The organism is Lipingzhangella halophila, from assembly GCF_014203805.1.
Classification (GTDB): domain Bacteria; phylum Actinomycetota; class Actinomycetes; order Streptosporangiales; family Streptosporangiaceae; genus Lipingzhangella; species Lipingzhangella halophila.
The window spans coordinates 3,655,027-3,672,721 of sequence record NZ_JACHJT010000001.1; the positions used below are offsets into that span (position 1 = coordinate 3,655,027).

At 71.8% G+C, this 17,695-nt stretch carries 14 protein-coding genes; 4 read left to right on the forward strand and 10 right to left on the reverse strand.

The window, feature by feature from the left end:
* Positions 1-237: 237 nt before the first annotated feature.
* Entirely contained in the window at positions 238-708 is a 471-nt protein-coding gene (locus tag F4561_RS16875; RefSeq protein WP_184580209.1) for a DUF8820 family protein, read from the forward strand.
* A gap of 132 nt (positions 709-840) precedes the next feature.
* Here F4561_RS16875 and F4561_RS16880 read toward each other — a convergent pair whose 3' ends face one another.
* The 9 genes from F4561_RS16880 to F4561_RS16920 all read right to left on the reverse strand — a co-directional run bounded on the left by F4561_RS16880 (position 841) and on the right by F4561_RS16920 (position 12,989).
* Positions 841-2,049, reverse strand: coding sequence for a cytochrome P450 (locus tag F4561_RS16880; protein WP_184580211.1), 1,209 nt, complete (start codon positions 2,047-2,049; stop codon positions 841-843).
* Complete coding sequence (locus tag F4561_RS16885) at positions 2,046-3,290, reverse strand: cytochrome P450 (RefSeq protein ID WP_184580213.1); 1,245 nt, start codon at positions 3,288-3,290, stop codon at positions 2,046-2,048. Before F4561_RS16885 ends, F4561_RS16880 begins: the two co-directional genes overlap by 4 nt.
* Positions 3,291-3,337: 47 nt before the next feature.
* On the reverse strand, positions 3,338-4,363 hold the full coding sequence (locus tag F4561_RS16890; RefSeq protein WP_184580215.1) for an ABC transporter substrate-binding protein: 1,026 nt from the start codon (positions 4,361-4,363) through the stop codon (positions 3,338-3,340).
* A gap of 176 nt (positions 4,364-4,539) precedes the next feature.
* Positions 4,540-6,312, reverse strand: coding sequence for an ABC transporter permease (locus F4561_RS16895; protein WP_184580217.1), 1,773 nt, complete (start codon positions 6,310-6,312; stop codon positions 4,540-4,542).
* Positions 6,309-7,451 carry an ABC transporter ATP-binding protein gene (locus F4561_RS16900; RefSeq protein ID WP_184580219.1) on the reverse strand — a complete coding sequence of 381 codons (1,143 nt, stop codon included), beginning with the start codon at positions 7,449-7,451 and terminating at the stop codon, positions 6,309-6,311. Before F4561_RS16900 ends, F4561_RS16895 begins: the two co-directional genes overlap by 4 nt.
* Before the next feature lie 605 nt (positions 7,452-8,056).
* The gene (locus F4561_RS16905; RefSeq protein WP_184580221.1) at positions 8,057-9,064 is read right to left on the reverse strand and encodes a PaaX family transcriptional regulator; all 1,008 of its coding nucleotides are present in this window, start codon (positions 9,062-9,064) and stop codon (positions 8,057-8,059) included.
* 223 nt (positions 9,065-9,287) lie between these two features.
* On the reverse strand, positions 9,288-10,538 hold the full coding sequence (locus F4561_RS16910) for a 2-hydroxyacyl-CoA dehydratase family protein (RefSeq protein ID WP_184580223.1): 1,251 nt from the start codon (positions 10,536-10,538) through the stop codon (positions 9,288-9,290).
* Complete coding sequence (locus F4561_RS16915) at positions 10,535-11,710, reverse strand: 2-hydroxyacyl-CoA dehydratase family protein (protein WP_246437215.1); 1,176 nt, start codon at positions 11,708-11,710, stop codon at positions 10,535-10,537. Before F4561_RS16915 ends, F4561_RS16910 begins: the two co-directional genes overlap by 4 nt.
* 34 nt (positions 11,711-11,744) lie before the next feature.
* Positions 11,745-12,989: a CaiB/BaiF CoA transferase family protein gene (locus F4561_RS16920; RefSeq protein WP_184580225.1), complete on the reverse strand. Its 1,245-nt coding sequence runs from the start codon at positions 12,987-12,989 to the stop codon at positions 11,745-11,747.
* 396 nt (positions 12,990-13,385) lie between these two features.
* Between F4561_RS16920 and F4561_RS16925 the strand changes: the two genes are divergently transcribed.
* Positions 13,386-14,519, forward strand: coding sequence for a M20 family metallopeptidase (locus tag F4561_RS16925; RefSeq protein WP_221445513.1), 1,134 nt, complete (start codon positions 13,386-13,388; stop codon positions 14,517-14,519).
* On the opposite strand, the gene F4561_RS16930 is transcribed toward F4561_RS16925, so the two are convergent.
* On the reverse strand, positions 14,468-15,526 hold the full coding sequence (locus F4561_RS16930; protein ID WP_312885608.1) for a LacI family DNA-binding transcriptional regulator: 1,059 nt from the start codon (positions 15,524-15,526) through the stop codon (positions 14,468-14,470). The genes F4561_RS16925 and F4561_RS16930 overlap by 52 nt on opposite strands.
* Positions 15,527-15,670: 144 nt before the next feature.
* Between F4561_RS16930 and F4561_RS16935 the strand changes: the two genes are divergently transcribed.
* Together F4561_RS16935 and F4561_RS16940 are read left to right on the forward strand one after the other, a co-directional pair.
* A complete protein-coding gene (locus F4561_RS16935) occupies positions 15,671-16,534 on the forward strand; it encodes a BtpA/SgcQ family protein (protein WP_184580232.1) in 864 nt (287 codons plus the stop codon).
* Positions 16,531-17,460, forward strand: a complete 930-nt coding sequence (locus F4561_RS16940; protein WP_184580234.1) for a carbohydrate kinase family protein — start codon at positions 16,531-16,533, stop codon at positions 17,458-17,460. Before F4561_RS16935 ends, F4561_RS16940 begins: the two co-directional genes overlap by 4 nt.
* Positions 17,461-17,695 lie beyond the last annotated feature (235 nt).

A 17,695-nucleotide genomic window follows, 5' to 3' on the forward strand; every position in this document is an offset into this window, starting at 1 on the left:
AACGGGCGCGCACGCGCCCGAGAAACGCCACCCCGGGCCATCGTTGTCGTCGCCGCTGTCGTCGGGTGCGTCACCACCGGGCACCAGGAGCGATCACTGAGGGCCGGCCCACCCAGCGCCCTCGCTGCCCCGTCGGACGCCGCACCACGTACCCACATCACCGATCTCGCCGCCCAACCCCACAACAGGACCGTCCCCTACCCGCCAGAAGGCGGAGCATCCGCGAAGGTGATTGCCATGACCGTAACCCTTGCCCAACTCACCGAACGTAGCGGCCGAGGCGTTCTGGACCATCTGGAGCGCGAGGCGGCCGTGCCCGTCATCGACGGCCCGCAGGCCCAGGGCGACCTGATCGTCATCCCGCACCACCTCGTCAGCGACGATGTCGAGTTTCCGCGGCACGGGTGGCGTGCGGTGCCACCCGAAGGGATCGAGCTGCTGCGCAGCGCCGCCGGCGGGAACCCGCACGCGCTCGTGGCCGATCCCGGAACCTGCCACTGGGCCGCCAGCGCCCGCGACCGGTTCAACCTCGCGCTGGGGGTGCTCACGGCCACCGCGCCGGCCTACCTGGTCCACGCCGAGCACGGCGGCACCGGTATCGCACCGGGGACCTACGTCGTACGCCGCCAGCGCGAGGGCACCGGGTTCGTCGGCAGGCGCGGGACGCGGGCCCGCGGCGGCGTCAACGCCCACCTCGTCGCCGACTAGCCGCAGGCGGCCGTGCCGCCGGGACCGCGGTCCCGGCGGCACGGTTCGGGGACCGTTCGAAGGTGCCGCCCGCACCGGCGAACGCCCGGAACCGGTCCCCGGCGCCGCTCAACTCCGTGAAAGCGGCGCGTCTCACCCGGCCTCAGGTGCGCGGTGCAGTACGAGGGGGACCGAGACCGCGCCCACCTCGGGCATCCGGGCCCCTTCGGTCTCGCCGGCGGCCTCGAAGTGCCGGGTGCGGGCGAGCAACGCCCGCAGCGACACAAGCAGTCCAAGCCGGGCCAAGGGCATGCCCGCGCAGCGGTGCCGCCCCCGGCCGAACGCGAGGTGCTCGTGGATGTTGGGCCGCCCCATCCGGAACGTGTCGGCGCCGGGGAAGACGGTCTCGTCGCGGTTGGCGGACGCGTAGGCCAGCGTGACGGGCTCGCCAGGGCGGATCGTGCGGTCGTGCAGCGTCTGCTCGGTGCGCACGGTCCGGGCGAACCCGCGGTAGGGGGTGTAGAGCCGGAGGAACTCCTCGATCGCGTCCGGCAGCAGGTCCGGGCGCGACCGGAGCCGCTCCTGCAGCTCCCGGTCCGCGGCCAGGTGCGCGCAGATGGATCCCAGCAGGATCGGCGGCGCGACCATCCCGACCACCAGTGACTGCCGCAACGCGCCCACGATCTGCTCCCTGTCGAGGGGATGGCCGTTGGGGCGCTCCGCGAGGAGCGAGCTCGCGGGGTCCCGCTCCACGGGCAGCGGTTCGCGCTCGCGCGCCGCGACCAGGTCGCGGGCGATCCGGTACATGTGCTCGCTGTGCTCGTTCACCGCGGCGGCGTCCTCGTCGCGCCAGGCGTTGACCCAGCGTGCCGCGTGCTCGGCCAGGACGGGGGCGGTCCCCGGGCTCAGGTTGAGCCATTCCACGGTGACCCATGCCGGAAAGCGGGCGCCGTACTCCTGCGCCACATCGCCACTGCCCCGTTCCAGGAGCGGTTCGAGCTCCTGTTCGGCGTGCCGGGCAAGGGGGCGTTCGAGTCGTGCGACCCGCTTGCGGTGCAGCGTGCGGTCGAGGGCCCTGCGGAACGGGGTGTGGTCGGGGGCGTCGAAGTTCAGCGGCGGGCGGCGCAGGCCCCGGGGATCGCTGGGGACCACCGCGCGCACCGACGAGATGTAGGTGCGCGGGTCGCTGGCCGCCGCCTTGACGTCCTCGTAGCGGCTGAGCGCCCAGTGCCCGCCGTAGGCGCGGCTGTAGCCAACCGGGCAGTGCTCGCGCAGGTGCGCGTACATCGCGTACACGTCGGCTGGCGCCTGGCTGCGCGTGGGGTCGAAGTCGTCGGCCGGGGGGTGGGCCGGGCCGGTCATGACTGCTCATCCCCCTTACTCGCGGTGAAACGCATCGGGACCGAGTTGGTGCCCCACTCCGCCCACTTGGCCATCTCGATCGGACCGGAGACCTCGAAGTCGGTGGTGCGGGCGAGCGCCTCCTCAAGGGTCACGGTCATCATCATGCGCGCGAGCGGCGCGCCGGGACAGCTGTGCACCCCCGATCCGAACGAGATGTGCTCGCCCAGGTTGGGGCGGTCGAACTGGAAGGTCTCCCCGTTGGGGAAGACCCGCTCGTCGCGGTTGGCCGAGGTGTAGACCATCGCGATCGGCTCGCCCGCCTTGATCCGGCGCCCTCCGAAGACGACGTCCGTGCGCGCCGTGCGCGCCATGCCCCGGTACGGCCCGTACAGCCGGAGGAACTCCTCGACCGCGGCCGGGATCCGCCCGGGATCCGCGCGCAGGGTGTCCGCGACCTCCCGGTCGCGGTCGAGGTGCACGAACATGTTCCCGATGAACACGCTGGGGGCGACCATCCCGGTGACCAGGAGCTGGCGCACGCATCCGAGGATCATCTCCGGAGGCAGCGGCTCCCCGTCGTGCGTCGCCTGCATGAGTGCCGTCGTCAGGTCGGCGTCCGGGTCCATGGGGGCGGCCCGCCGCTCGTCGATGACCGCCTGGGCTATCTCGTACAGCCGACCGCTGAGGCGCTTGACCGTCTCGTCGTCCACGGCGACGATCGCGGCGACGTAGGCGGCGCTGATCTCCTTGATCAGCGCCGCCTGCTCGCGCTCCAGGTTGAAGAACTCCGCGAAGACGACCGCGGGGAACCGCTGGGCGTACTCCTTGGAGATGTCGCCCTCGCCGGCGTCGATGATCGGCTGCAGCATCTCGGCGGCGGCCCGGCGCACCTTGGGGTGCATGGCGCGCATCTTGGTCGGGGTGAAGAACCGGTTGATGACCCGCCGGTAGGAGGTGTGCTCCGGCGGGTCGAGGTGCAGCGGTGGGCGCCGGCCGGTGAAGGCGAACTTGGGCACCGTGTTCTGGACCGACGTGGTGAACGTCTCGGGATCGCGCAGTACCCGGTTGACGTCCTCGTGCCGGAACAGGGCCCAGAATCCGCCGTCGAAGCCGTAGCTGTGCGCGACGGGGCACCGCTGCCGCATGTCCGCGTACAGCTCGTGGGCGCTGGTGAACGTCTCCGGTGCCTTCGGGTCGAAGTCGTCGGTCAGCTCGCGGTCGTCGCTGGACTGGTCCTCCGCGGGCTCGCGGTACGTCATCGGGTACTCCTTTGCGGGTGTCCGTGTGGATCAGGCGGGGACGCGGGTCACTCGGCGCCGAGGAGCTCCTCGATCTCCGCCTCCTGCTCGTCCGACACGGGCTCGGGCCGCTGGAAGTCGTCCAGCCCGAGCCCGTACGGGGATGCCGCGTTGGAGATCTCGGCCAGGTGCGTGCTGCCCTCCTCGGAGAGGATGTAGTGCGCGAACAGCTTGGCGGCGTTGGGGTTCTGCGCGTCGGCGGTCAGGCCGAGCGCGATCTCCGGTCCGGTGGTGGGCCCGGGCACGGTCGCCTCGACCGGCGCGTCCTCCTCCTTGAGGTTGTCCACGATGGCCTGCACGCCGGGGTGGCCGAGTGTGGACTCGCCGGCGGCGACGGCCTGGGTGCCCGGCACCGCGCTGTTGTGCCAGGTCGGGTTGTTCTCGGCCACGCTCTCCAGGAACTCGTCGCCGTACTCGTCCCGCATGATCTGCCAGAAGGCGAGGTTCGCCGGCGAGGTGGCGGGGTCGGCGATCGCGAGCTTGCCCTTGTGCTCCGGGTCGGCGTAGTCCTCCCACGAGTCGGGTTCCGAGGACACCTCGTCGGTGTTGTACACCATGCTCGTCGGTACCAGGCTGACCAGCGGGACGTCCCCGTCCTCGACCACGTAGTCCTCGGGGTACTCGTCGGGGTAGTCGGGAACGCCGGCTTCGGTGAGAGGGGTGAGCCACTCCTTCTCCAGCGCCTCGGCGTAGAAGGGCGAGTGGGTCAGCAGGATCGCGTCGCTCGCCGGCTGCCCGGAATCCGCCTCCGAGGAGAACCGCTGCGACAGGTCGGCCGACACCAGGCGGACCGGCTCGATCTGGACCCCGTACAGTTCGGCGAACTCGTCCGCGACACCGCGGAGCAGGCTCTCGTCCGGGACGCCGTACAGGGTCAGCGAGCCCTCCTCCTGCGCGGCGGTCACGAGCTCCTGGAGCTCGGGGTCGTCGATGTCGGCCGAGCCCGAGCCACCGGAGCCGCTGGATCCGCAGGAGCTGAGAGCGAGGACAACCGCGGCCCCCGCGGCGAACGACGGGATGGTACGGATTCTCATGTTTCCTCCAGGTCTCGTGGGCCCTGAATCGCATCAGGGCAGGTCCGGGCGGGGCTGTCCCGCCGGGTCGGCGCGACCGCGGTCGCGCCGTGCCGCGCGTCGGCCCCGGTCGCGGGTACGAGGTGGCTGGGTCTGTCCGGTCCGACGGGTACCGGGTGGGTCACGTGGTACCGCATTCACACCCCGCCAACCCGGGTCGGGCCGGCGTACCGGGACGCGCGGCGGGTGTAAGCCAGTACGGCCGCCAGCACCGTTCCCGTCACCAGGACCAGGACCGTGGACAACGATGCGAGCAACGCGTACGAACCGCTGGTAAAGACTTCCAGAATACGGAAACCAACCACGCTGTTTCCGGTGCCGGCCAGGATCGCCGACGCCGTGAGGTCGCCGACCATCCGGATGAACAGCAGCGCCCACCCCGCGACGAGCCCCGGCAGCATCAGCGGGAGATGGACCTTGCGGAAGGTACGGAACGGGGTGGCGCCGGCGACCGCAGAGGCCTCGGGAAGCTCGTCGCCCACTCCGCTGACCGCCGCGTCCGCCGCGATCGACGCCTGCGGGAGGTACAGAGCGAGGTACCCGATGAGCAGGATCGTCAGCGTGCCGGAGAGCATGAACGGGCCACCGCCGAACACCAGCAGGATCCCTACCGCGATCACCATGTTGGACACCGCCGCGGGCAGTTTGATGCCGGCGTCCACGGCCCCCGCGAGTACGGTGCGGCGGCGCGCGACATAGAGCGAGACGGCCGCTGCCGCCAGGATACCGATGAGTCCGCCGACCACACCGAGACCGAGGCTGTTTCCCAGAGCCTGGCTGGTCAGCGGGTCGTCGAACACGGACTGGCGCAGGGCGTCCAGGCTGAGGCTGCCCCATCCGATGTCGGGAGTCCAGAAGCCGTTCAGCGAGACCAGCACCAGGGCCATCAGCGGCAGCACGGTCGACACGAACACGTAGCCGAGGACCAGCAGCCGCATCGGCCACCTCCAGGCGCCGAGGTCGATGCGCCGCACTCCCCCGCCCTTGCCCGTCGCCACGGCGTGCCGGCCGCGGCGCAGGATGCGCGCCTGCAACCAGTAGGCCAGCCCGACGAACGCGACCACGAACGCGCTCAGCCCGACGGCGAGCTCGGTGTCGGGCGGGTAGGTGAAGGTCAGCAGCTCGACGATCCGCACCGACAGCACATCGATGCCCGCGGGCGTGCCGACGATGGAGGGCAGGGAGAACATCCCGGCACCGAACCAGACGCTCAGCAGCACACCGGCGCCCAGGCTCGGCGCCACCAGGGGCAGGGTGACCTTCCGCAGGGTGCGGAACATGCTCGCCCCGCTGAGTCGGGACGCTTCCTCCAGGGAGGAGTCCAGGTTGCGCAGACCGGCCGCGGCCGTCATGAACACGAAAGGGACCGCGTAGACGGCGTAGACCAGGATCAGCCCGTACCAGGAGTGGATGTCGAACGGGCCGGTCTGAAGGTTGATGCCGAAGAGCGACAGGATGTCGCGGATCCAACTGTTCAACAGGCCCGCGCGGGGGGAGAGCAGCATGACCCAGCCGACCGCGCCGGCGACCGGGGGAAGCAGGAACGGCAGCAGCGGCAGCGAGTCGGTGAGCAGCCCCATCCGGACGTTGGTGCGCTCGTTGAGCCAGGCGAGGCCGACCCCGATGACCCAGGCGACGGCGCTGCTGGCGACCACGACGACCACCGTGTTGAGCAGCAGCTCGCCCAGCCCGGGAAGTGCGAGGGTGCGGGTGATCGGGCGCATGGTCAGCTCGCCGTCCGCCCAGAACAGGCCCACCACCACGCGCAGCAGCGGAATCATCACCAGGGCGATGAGCACCAGCCCGACCCCCAGGCTGGCCGTCTCGAACGGCCGGCCGATACGCAGCCGGGGGCGGCGCGCGGGGCGGGTGGGGCGCTCGGGCTCGCGCGTCAGCGTGGCGGCGCTCATGTGTCCTCCGCCGGCATGACCAGGACGTCGACCTCGGAAATCTCGACCCACACGTCGTCGCCGGGACTCAGCACGTTGGCGCCGGGCACCTGCACGCGGACGTCCTGGCCCGCCACGTCGACGACCTGCTCGGTGTAGCTGCCGACGAACATCGAGGCCTTCACAGTGCCGCGCAGCCGGTTGGCCGCGACGGGGTCCGAGTTGGTCATGGTTCCGCTCTCGGGGCGCCACATGGCCGCCACCCGGTCGCCGACCGCGACCGACTCCGCGTTGAGGTGTCCGGTCAGCGAGCCGATACCGGTCTCCACCTCGGCTGTCTCGCCCTTGATGGCGGTCACGGTGCCGAGGTTCTCGTTCATCGTCCCGATGAACTGGGCCACGTAGCGGTTGGCCGGCCGGGTGTAGATCTCCAGTGGCGAGGCGAGCTGTGCCAGACGGCCCTCCTGCAGAACAGCGATCCGGCTGCCGAGCTGCATCGCCTCGGCCTGGTCGTGGGTCACGAAGATCGCCGCGAAGCCCAGTTCGCGCTGCAGCGAGAGCAGCTCGATCCGCAACTGCTCGCGCACCTTGGCGTCGACGTTGGACAGCGGCTCGTCGAAGAGCACCAGCGCGTCGTTGCTCACCAGGGCGCGTGCCAGGGCGACCCGTTGCTGCTGGCCGCCGCTCATCTGGGCGACGTACTGCTGTTCCAGCTCACCGACGCCGACCAGGTCGAGCGTCTCGCGCACCCGGCTGGCGATCTCGGATTTGCTCCGCTTGCCGGACCGGCGGGACTCCAGCGGGTAGGAGACGTTCCTGAACGCTGTCATGTGCGGCCACAGCGCGTACGACTGGAACACCATGCTGACTCCGCGCCGCTCCGGCGGGACGTTGGTCTGGCTCGCCGCGGAGAACTGGGGGCGCCCGCTGAAGCTGATGGCGCCTCCGTCCGGGGTCTCCAGGCCGGCGATGGAACGCAGCAGCGTGGTCTTGCCGCAGCCGCTGGGGCCGAGCAGCACGAGAAAGTCACCCGGCCCGACGTCGAAGGAGACACCGTCGATGGCCGGGACAGTGGAACCGTCCCGCCGCCGGAAACCTTTCGCAAGGTTCTCGACCCGCACGACAGGATCGCGGTCCTCGCGCGGAGAGAGGTCGGGCATGTCCGGGGGCCTCCTTGGTGCGGTGTACGGAGCGCAGCTAGCGCTTGTGACTCAGCACACTATCGTCTAATTTCTGGCGACCGTCAATATTTTGACGTATTTCCATCGCATCAGATTTGTGCGCTGCCCGAACAGGCGCGCAGAAGGTACGGAGCGAGCAGGAAACGAAAGACGTGCGCCGGGTCCGGAGCGAACGCGAGTGGAAACGGTCGCCACCCGGATGTCCGCGGTTCCGCAGCCTTCAGGACGGTGGTGGAGCGGGCACTCTGTGCGCCGATCCCAGGAAGGTGCACCTATTACTCCCGAGGGGAGTTGCGGTGTTTTGGGTCTCGGGGCGGGCGTCCTCGCATGGGGCCCGTTCGTCCGAGGCTGGCCGCGGATGGTTGCGCACCCGACGAGGTCAGCGAAGGCAGCGGTGGGTCAGCCCCCAGTGATCGCACCGGGTGCCCGATGGTTGAGCGTCCACCGGGGGCGGCGGGATCGGTGGTGGGTCGCATCGAGGGTGTCTGTGGGGACGTTCTCGGTGCTGACCATGTCCGCACGGTCAGTTTCGGTGCGCAAATTGCGCGGGGCGGGGCCGATTTTCGCCCGTTCAGCGACGCACATCACCGCTCGCGGTCGCCGGACCGCGACTGGCGGGCGCGCGCGGCCTCGCTCAGCCGGCGCGCCTCGCTCGCCCGTTCGAACGGGGTGTCGCCGCGCGCCCGGTCGCCGAGCGACTCGTACAGCGCCGAGACGCTCTCCCAGTCGTGGCGTGCGGCGAGCTGCGCGAGGTCCGGCGACACCCGCGCGAGCACCTGCCGGAACCGCAGTTCGGCCACCGGGCCGAGGCGCTCGTAGATCTCGGTGAACACCCGCCGCGCCCGGTCGCGCTCCCAGTCGGCCGGCAGCAGCTCCGCCGGCAGGTCCGGATCGGTCTCCTGGAACCGCCGCCAGTCCGCTCCCACCTCGGTGCGCGTGCGCAGCGCCTCAGCGGGCCCGACCTGGCCCGCGTTGACGCGCTCCAGCAGCGGCTCGTAGTAGTCGGCGAAGCCGCGGTAAGCCAGGGCGTGCTCGCTGAGGTCGAACGCCTCGCGCAGCCCGCTCTCCGCCGACTCGCGTCCCGCCTCGGTGGACCGCAGCACGGTCGCCGTTGTGACACCCAGCTCGTCCAGCATGGCCAGAGCGGCCTCGGTCTCGTCGTGCGGGGTGACCCAGACGCCGTCGTACAGGGCGGCGAAGCGCAGCACTCGCAGCCGGGTGCGCAGCTCGGAACGCAGGCCGCGATCCTCCTCGGGCACCGAGAACGCCACGACGGTCCACATCCCGTCCCACTGCGGCGCCGACGAACCGAAGGTCAGCATCCGATAGGTGTGCTCCACGATCACCGCCACCGTCCGCGGCGGGATGCCGTAGGCCGTCGTCCGGCCATTGCGCGCGACGGTGAGCAGGCCGCGGGCGGACAGCCTGCGCATCGCGGACCTGGCCCCGGCCGGGGTGATGCCGAAGTCACCGAGCAGCTCCACCAGCGCCGCCGAGGGGATGTGCTCCTCACGCCAGTACCAGAAGTCCCCGAGGAGCGCGGTCAGCAGCTCCTGCGGCTTGGCACCGTTGGGCCGGCGAGGTGGAGGCATCGGTGTCATCGAAGTCGTAGCCCCTGTCGGTGATGTGTCGGACGAGCCGAGGCTACTGGGTGATGTGGCACGCAGCACCGAAGGCCGGTTGCGGTGGACCGGCCTTCTCCGGCCCGAATAGCAGTCCCATCCTGCCACGGTCGTCCTCATATTGAATTATATGCCCTTTGTGTGGCCGCCACTGGCGATCCGGACCGCCCGAGTGCGGCGGCCTCAGGGCGTCTCAGGTACGCGGCGCCACCTCATTGTCGAGCCAGTCGCCGACCGTGCGGGTGAGCGCGTCCTTGTCCGCGCTGCGGGCGTCGACGTTGTCGGCGCGCAGCTCCAGAACCGGGATGCCCGCCGCCCGGAGCGCACGCGTGGTGAAGTAACCGCCCCGCGCGTCGTCGGAGACCAGGTGAACCACGCCGTCCACCCCGTGGTGGCGGGCCTCCTTGACGTACCACTCGGCCGACCACGGAGGGGTGTAGAGCTGGTCGGAGAACGCGGCGAAGCGCGCGGCGAGCGCGCGCAACGGGTCGCCCCCGTAGCGCAGGTAACCGTCGGCCGCGATCGCCAGGTACATCGACCAGACGAAGACGGCACCGTGCGTGCGCTGGAACCGGCGATAGAAGTCCAGGTCGAACCATAGTCCCCGGCCCACCCACATCAGGCGGTAGCGCTCGTCGGGGCACACCCCGGTGCCCTCCGCCACGCGGGCGGCGACCTCGTCGTGGAAGGCGCGCGCGGCATCGCGCGCCCAGGTGGTGCCGCGGTGCCACTGCGGAACCATGACGCCGGGGATGCTGTCGGTTACGCTCAGGGGGCACGGCCGCGCGCGGGCGATGAGGTCGCGTGTGCGGCGGTTCCACTCCTGCTGTTCGTTGGCCAGCGCCATGACCTCGCGAAAGCGTGTCTCCAGGAACTCCCGGCCGGTCGTGGCCTCCAGGAACCTGATTAGCCCGACCAGCTCCTCGACCATGAGGTCGAGGCGGTCCGAGCCGACAGCCTCCTCCCAGCGCCGCGGCATCAGCTCCCACCACCGCGGCGGGACGTCGTCGCGCGCGGCGCTCTCCAACGGGTAGAAGGTGGTCCCGGGTTCCTCGTCCCACACATCGAAGACCTTGCGGGACGCGTCGCCGGTGGTCTCGGCGAGCACCAGGCTGGGCCGCGGCAGGCCGCCCCACGGCGCCGATCCGGGATCGGGGTCGAACAGCGAGCCCAGCGCGATCGAGCTGTACTGCTCCGAGTGGTCCGGGTAGCCGCGCTCGCGGAGCAACCCCAGGTAGTCCTGGGTCCGGCCCTTCGCGGTGACGATGGAGGCCCACCACTGGTTCACCACGTAGGGGATGCCCATCGTCCGCAGGATCTCGTGCGGGGTATCGGCATTGACCAGCGCGAACGGGGCGCCGTCGGCGACCGCGCCGTGCAGGTCCGCGAACCATTGCCGCTGGTACGCCAGCGCCGCCTCGGCCGAGGAAAGCCGGTCACTCATCGGATACCTCCCAGCTGGTTCGTCAGCCCGGCCGCGGAGGCGAGCGCCTCGGCGGTGAGCGAGCCGTAGGGCTGGCGGTCGACCAGGACCGCCGGCAGGTCCGCGGCGGCGCGCTGGGCCGGAAAGTCCCACAGCGGGCCGTCGTCGTGGTCCCGCACGTACGAGAGCAGCGCGTCGGCCCGGCACGCGCGGGCGGCGTCGGCCGTGTGCGCGGCCCGCCGCCGGATCGACGCGCGCGGCGCGGACGGGCCGTTGTACTGGTAGCGCTCGGCCAGCCCCAGCTCGGTGGGCTCGCGCACGCGGCGGTGGAAGAGCAGGTCGCCCCAGTCGTGGTCCTCGCCGACGACGAGCAGGCCGGCGTCCTCCAGTGCCGCGTAGACGTCCGTGGTGTCGTGCCCGCTTCCGGTCAGGAACACCCGGGCACCGTCCGCTTCGGGCAGCGTGTCCGGATGCGCGTGCAACCGCTCCAGCAGCTCGATGGAACGGCGCACGGGCAGTGTCGTGGTGGCGGCCACGATCGCCAGGACCGCTGTTCCGGTGAGGCGGGCCGGCCGCTCCCTACGCAGCTCGGCGACCTCCCCCAGGAGCTGCCGGAGCCGGTCGTGTGCCTCGACGGCCGCCGCGAGGTCGGCATCCGCGATGGTCCGGCCCGTCCAGGTTTCCAGGGTCGCCCGCATCTGGGCGACCTTCGCGCGAACGTAGCGGGTGGTGCTGCGGTGCGGCAGGTGCAGGACGTCGACGAGGTGCGCTGGGGGCAGGCGCACCGCGGGCTCGACCCGGCGCAGCTCCCGGACCGCGTAGAACAGCCGCGCCGAGGCCTCGCAGTCACGGGAGACCACCAGCCCGTCGAGGTCGCCGTAGTCGCCGTCGAGCAGGCGGGTGAGCACGGACCGCGCGGCCGGATCGACCCCGTGTCCGAGGTAGCGGTCACCAGTGGCGGTGCCGGCGCCGGGCGAGCCGGCCAGCCGCACCGGAAGCGCTCCGGCGGCGGTGAGCAGCTCGACGGGGACATCGGCGCCCACGTACCCGATCACCGGCCGCCCTTCGGCCCGCCACTCGCCGGCCGCGGCCATCCTGTCGGCGGCGTGCGCCGTGAGTTGGGCGAGCGCGCTGCTCGCGGTGCTTTCCCTTGACGCGGTCCGCGCAGAGGTCGCGGTGGTCGCTGCGGGCATGCTCGTCCTCCGGCTGGTGCTCGGGGCTTGCGGGTCAGATCACCTTGTTCTCGGCCAGCTCGGCGATCCACTGTTCGCTGTAGCCGAGCAGGTCGCGGTACACCTCGTCGTTGTGCTCGCCCAGCGCGGGGGCCGGCCGGTCGAACCCGGCTCGCGCCGCCGAGAACCGGATGGGCAGCCCGGTGGCCATGAGGTCAGTGACCGTCCCGTGGCGCGGATGCGCGACGGGTACGGCCTCCTCGCGGGCCACCACGAGGGGATCGCGCACCGCCTCGCGCGGCCCGCGCACCTCAGCGGCGGCGACCCCCTCCGCTGTCAGCGCGTCCAGCGCCTCGGCCACCGTCCGCTCCCGGCACCAGGCGCGGATCAGGTCGTGCAGCTCGTCGGCGTGCTGCACGCGCTCGTCGCGGCCGTGGAAGCGCGGGTCGCTGATGAGATCGGGGCGCCCCATGGCGCGCAGCACACTGTGGGCGAACTCGTCGGTTGGGGCGCAGAGCGCGATATGGCCGTCCGCGGCCGGCAGCAGCCCGAACGGAGCCAACCGCGGCAGCGTCGAGCCGGTCCGTTGCGGCAGGCCCACGGCGTCGAGGGCGTCGAACGGCTCGCACGCCACGAGCGAGGTGAGGGCACCGAGCATGGACACGTCCACGTGCTGGCCGACACCGGTGCTCTCGACCTGCACCAGGGCCGAGGTCGTGCCGATGACCGCGAACAGCGGGGCCAGCGTGTCGGCGATCGGCAACCCGAAGCGGACCGGGCCCTCCCCCGGTTCGCCCGCGGTCATCATGACCCCGCTCAGCGCCTGGATGATCGTGTCCATGGCCTTGCCTGACCCCGGGCCGCCTCCCTGGGCGCCGAAGCCGCTGATCGAGGTGTAGACGATCTTCGGGTTGATCTCCCGCACGGCCTCGTAGTCGATACCGAGCCGCTCGGTGACGCCGGGGCTGTAGTTCTCCACCACGACGTCGGCGTCGCGCACCAGGTCCTCGAAGACCTTCCGGCCGCGCGGGTCCTTCAGGTTGAGCGTGACGCTGCGCTTGTCGCGGCCGCGCACGAGCATCGAGACCGACATGTCGTCGGGCTCGCTGCGGGCAAGGGACATCCCGTCGTCGCCGACGTAGGGCGGGTTGCCACGGGCCGGGTCCCCGCCGGTGGCGGGGTTCTCCACCTTGATGACACTCGCCCCCAGCCCGGCGAGCAGCAGGGTGGCGTAGGGGCCCGCGAGTGCGTTCGTCAGGTCGATGACGGTGCGCCCGGCGAGCGGCTGCTGGTCGGTCATGCTGTCCCTTCGGTGCTGGTCGTCGCGGTCACCACGGGCGAGCACAGCGGGGCGCTCGCACCGCGTGCGGCCGCGGGGGCTCGGGGGCGTCGAACGGGCGGCGCATGGTGGGCGGCCTCCTGCGCTGGCTCGGGTGCCGAACGTGCGTCACACGGGAATCCGCCGGTTCCGCTAACACCAGCGCGGGTCACGTTGTCGATTTTCCTGACGGTCGTCATTAAAACTGACGCCTATCCTAGCCAATACGGGCCGAACAGGAAATTCCGGGGCGTGCCCACCCCGCGAAAGCCGCGGGCGCCGCGAGTGTCCGCCCGGTCACACTCGACGCCCGCGGGAGCGGCACGGCGTAGCATGATCATCCGCGCCGGAGACCGCCCGGGAGAGAACGGAGGAACAGTGGACGCTCACGAACCCGACGCCCGCGCCCTGCTGTCGGAGTTGATCGCGCTGGACACGGTCGGTGGCGGCGAAGGCGCCGCGGCCTCTGTCGCCTCCGGGGTCCTGGAACACTCCGGACTGCGGGTACACATGGCCGACTGGGAGCCGGGCCGGGGACAGCTCGTGGCGACCACGCCCGAACCGGCCGACTCCCCTCCCCTGACGTTCACCGGGCACCTGGACACCGTCCCGGCCACAGCCCGCGACTGGCACAGCGACCCCTGGCGGGCCGAGATCGATGGTGACCGGCTGGTCGGGCGGGGCGCCAGCGACATGAAGTCGGGGGTGGCGGCGTTCCTCGTCGCACTGCGCCGGCATCGCGCCCGCCCGCACCGCTGCCGAGGGGTGCAGGTCGTGCTGACCGCCGGTGAGGAGACCGGGGCCGAAGGCGCGGCCGGCCTTCCCGCGGACCTGGTCCGCACGGGTGGCTGGCTGATCGTCGGCGAACCCACCGCCAACCGGCTCGTTCCCGCACACAAGGGCGCGTTGTGGCTGCGTCTGCGGGCGCACGGGGTCCCGGCGCACGGCTCGGCGCCGGAGGCCGGCCGCAACGCGGTCGTGGCGCTGGCCCGGGTCGCCGCGGCGCTGCACGACACCGCGGACTGGCCGGCGCAGGACGGCTTCGGCGCCGTCACCGCCAATGTGGGCACGATGAGCGGCGGCACCCAGGTCAACGTGGTGCCGGACGCCGCCGAACTGCTCCTGGACCTGCGCACCGTCCCCGCGCACGCGGCGGAGCCGCTGCGTGCGCGGGTGCGCGCGATCGCCGGCCCGGAGATCGAGGTCGCCGACCTGGTGAACCTCCCGCCGGTGAGCACCCCGCCGGACGCACCCGTCGTCACGGCAGTGCGCGAGGTGCTGCGCGCGGCCGGGTTGGACGACCAACCGTCGGCACCGGCCCGCTTCTTCACCGACGCTTCGATCCTCGCCGAACGGTTGGACGCGGCCGGCACCGTGGTGCTCGGGCCGGGAGAGCCCGAGCAGTGCCACGTCGTGGACGAATGGTGCTCCCTGTCCCGCCTTGACCAGGCCGTGGACCTCTATGACCGGCTGCTCGACTCCTGGTGCTCGCCATCGCCGAACCTCGGGTAGGGCGGCGACCACCCGGACGGCTCCGTGCTCTCGCGCACAACGAGAGCCGGGGCGAGTGCGGTGTGGGCCGCGGTGCCGCCCCACGTCTCGGCGGTCGCCAGCAGCCGCACAGTCTCGGCCGCGATCCGGTCGCGGGGCTGGCTGATGGTGGTCAGCGCCGGATCGACGAGCTCCGCGAAGTCGATGTCGTCGTATCCGGTGATCTGCACGTCGTCCGGAACGGTCACCCCCCGGACGCGGCAGGTGCGCAGCGCGCCGATCGCGATGAGGTCGTCCGCGCACACAATGGCGTCGGGCAGCTCGCCGCCGTCGAGCAGGGTTTCGGTGGCGCGGCGCCCCCACGCCACGGAGTACTCGCCGAGCAGGATCCATTCCGCGCGGGTGGTCATCCCCAACCGCTCCACCTGGAGCTTGAACCCGGCCAACCGGAGCTCCGTCGAGGAGTTGGTCATAGCGGAGGAGACAAAGGCCGCTGAGCGCGCCCCGGCCGCGTGCAGGTGCTCAAGCAGCAGCCGCATCCCCTCGTGGTCGTCGACGCCGACCCAGTCGGTACTGGTGCCCGCGACCCGCCGGTCGAGCTGGACCAGGGGGAGCGTCTCGGCGGCGCCCTGCACCGCCGACGCGCTTTCGCTCCCGTGGCACGGGCTGATGATGATGCCGTCGACCTGCCGCGCCATCAGGGACCGCAGGTGCCCGCGCTCCACCTCGGGCTCCTGTCGGGAGTCGCACAGGAAGAGCTGCCTCCCCTCGGCCTGCAGCACGTGCTCCACGCTCTCCACCAGTGAGGTGAAGAACGGGTTGGTGATGCTCGGGACCACCATCCCGACTGTGTCGGTGCGGCTGCGGCGAAGCGCGCTGGCGATCGAGTTGCCGGAGTAGCCGAGCTCCCGGGCCGCGGCGATAACCCGCCGCTGGATCTCGTCGGACACCGGGCGTGCGCCGGAGAGTGCCCGGGACACTGTGGCCGTGGAAACCTCGGCCCGCTCCGCCACCTGCGCGATCGTCACGCGCTGCAATCGGTTGCCCTCCACTGTGCGACACGACCTCTCCATTTACAGCGGGTTTACAGCATAGGTATTGACCTCGCTAGCCGCGAGTCCGTACGGTCACAGATACTTATTGGCAAACGATTACATCCCAGTGAGAGGCCCATGAGCAGCGAACGTCCACCCGGCGTCTTTCCGCCCAAGCCCGACGCGGTCCGCGAGCTGTTCCAGACGTCGCCCGCGATCATCGGGGCCGTGCACCTGCCGGCGCTGCCCGGAAGCCCGCACTACCGGGGGCGGTCGCTCGACGACATCTCCCGATTCGCGGTTGAGGAGGCCACGGCGTACTGCGCCAACGGGTGCCACGGGGTGGTCGTCGAGAACCACTGGGACATCCCGTTCCTCAAGCCCGGTGAGCACGGCTACGAGACCGCGGCCGCCATGGCCGTGGTCACCGCCCGGGTGCGCGAGGCCGTGGACGGCGCCGTGGGGGTCAGCGTGCTCTCCAACGCCGCCGAGTGCTCGATCGCGTCGGCCTGGGCGGCCGGTTCCGGCTTCGTCCGGGTCAACCAGTGGGCGAACGCCTACGTCGCCAACGAGGGCATCATCGAGGGACAGGCCGCGCACGCCACCCGGTACCGGCACCGCATCGGCGCCGAGGGGGTGCGCGTCTTCGCCGACGTGCACGTCAAGCACGGTTCGCACGCGATCGTGGCCGACCGCACGCTCGCCGATCAGACGGAGGACGCGGAGTTCTTCGACGCCGACGTCCTGATCGCCACCGGCTCGCGCACCGGCGACCCCGCCTCCCGCGGCGAGATCGAGGGCGTAACGGCGCACACCCGGCTTCCGGTCGTCATCGGGTCCGGCGTCAACGCGGACAACGTCGGCGACCTGCTGCCCGCCTGCGACGGCGCGATCGTCGCGTCCTCCCTCAAGGACAACGGGCGGTGGTGGGGCCGGGTGGCGCCCGAGCGGGTCCGCGCGCTGGCCAGGGCAGCGCAGAGCGCTGGAGTGGACGCCGGATGATCCTCTTCTGCGGCTACGCCAACGTCGACGTTGTGGCGCGCATCCCGGTCCTGCCGAACGGGGGCGACCGGGTACACGCCGCGTCGATCGACTACCACCACGGGGGGATGGCGGCCAACGCCGCCGTCGCCGCGGCGCGCATGGGGGCCGCCGCGGCGTTCGGCGGCGCGGTCGGCTCGGCCGCCCTGGACCGGGAGTTCCTCGCCGCGCTCGCCGTCGACGGGGTCGACACCACCTGGTGCCACACCGACTCCGCGCTGTCCACCTGCGTCCTCCTGGTCACGCCCGACGGTGAACGTTCGGCGATCAGCCGCGACGACGACCTGGACCGGGCGCGCATCGCCGCGAGCGTCCAGCACCTCGCCGCGAACGGCGAAGGCTGGCTGTACCTGGACGGCTACCGCTGGCCCGAAGCCGCGGGGGTCCTGGCCAACGCCGATCCGGCCGGCCGCATCAACGTCTTCGTCGACCTCGACGGCTGCGCCGACCAGGACGCGGCGCGGGTCGCGCTCACCACCGCCCGGCACGTCGTGGCCGGGCGCGCGCAACTGGAGTCGCTGTTCGGCACCACCGGCGAGGAGCTGTTCGCCCTCGCCGCCCAACACGACGTCGTCCTCCTCGTCACCGACGGAGCGGACGGCTGGTGGCTGGCCGCCCCGGACGGCCGCGTCGAGCACGGCGCGGCGCTGCCGGTCGAGGCGGTCGACACCACCGGCGCCGGAGACTGCTTCTCCGGTGCCTACCTCGCCGGTCTCGACGCGGGCCTGGCCCCGGTCGAGGCCGCCCGAACCGCGGCGATCGCCGCGGGCCTTTCCTGCACCGTCGCCGGGGCCCGCGGGGCGCCGGACCGCAGCGCCGTCGAGGCGGCGCGGCAGCGCACGGCGGATCCGTCCACCGGGAGCACAGCACTGAGGAGTTCGCCGTGACGTCTGTCCGGACCGCGGCGGCGGGACTCACCCGCCGGGCAATGAGCGTTCCACTCGCCAAACATCCGCGTGCCCAGCCCAACGGCCAGGGGCATTGGTCCGCCCCGCGGTCGCACGCCAGCTTCCGCCCCTACCGCGTGGGCTCTGCTCGTGCCGCGCAGCGGGGACTGGACCACACATGCCGCCAGCCCGGCAGCCGGCCCGGCCGGAGGGGCGCGCACCACCCGAACAACGC

Excerpts from the sequence above, each read along its gene's own strand:
- F4561_RS16890 (WP_184580215.1), bottom strand. The coding sequence starts at position 4,363 with ATGAGAATCCGTACCATCCCGTCGTTCGCCGCGGGGGCCGCGGTTGTC.
- F4561_RS16900 (WP_184580219.1), bottom strand. The coding sequence starts at position 7,451 with ATGCCCGACCTCTCTCCGCGCGAGGACCGCGATCCTGTCGTGCGGGTC.
- F4561_RS16875 (WP_184580209.1), top strand. The coding sequence starts at position 238 with ATGACCGTAACCCTTGCCCAACTCACCGAACGTAGCGGCCGAGGCGTT.
- F4561_RS16935 (WP_184580232.1), top strand. The coding sequence starts at position 15,671 with ATGAGCAGCGAACGTCCACCCGGCGTCTTTCCGCCCAAGCCCGACGCG.
- F4561_RS16940 (WP_184580234.1), top strand. The coding sequence starts at position 16,531 with ATGATCCTCTTCTGCGGCTACGCCAACGTCGACGTTGTGGCGCGCATC.
- F4561_RS16915 (WP_246437215.1), bottom strand. The coding sequence starts at position 11,710 with ATGCCCGCAGCGACCACCGCGACCTCTGCGCGGACCGCGTCAAGGGAA.
- F4561_RS16885 (WP_184580213.1), bottom strand. The coding sequence starts at position 3,290 with ATGACGTACCGCGAGCCCGCGGAGGACCAGTCCAGCGACGACCGCGAG.
- F4561_RS16880 (WP_184580211.1), bottom strand. The coding sequence starts at position 2,049 with ATGACCGGCCCGGCCCACCCCCCGGCCGACGACTTCGACCCCACGCGC.
- F4561_RS16905 (WP_184580221.1), bottom strand. The coding sequence starts at position 9,064 with ATGCCTCCACCTCGCCGGCCCAACGGTGCCAAGCCGCAGGAGCTGCTG.
- F4561_RS16895 (WP_184580217.1), bottom strand. The coding sequence starts at position 6,312 with ATGAGCGCCGCCACGCTGACGCGCGAGCCCGAGCGCCCCACCCGCCCC.
- F4561_RS16920 (WP_184580225.1), bottom strand. The coding sequence starts at position 12,989 with ATGACCGACCAGCAGCCGCTCGCCGGGCGCACCGTCATCGACCTGACG.
- F4561_RS16910 (WP_184580223.1), bottom strand. The coding sequence starts at position 10,538 with ATGAGTGACCGGCTTTCCTCGGCCGAGGCGGCGCTGGCGTACCAGCGG.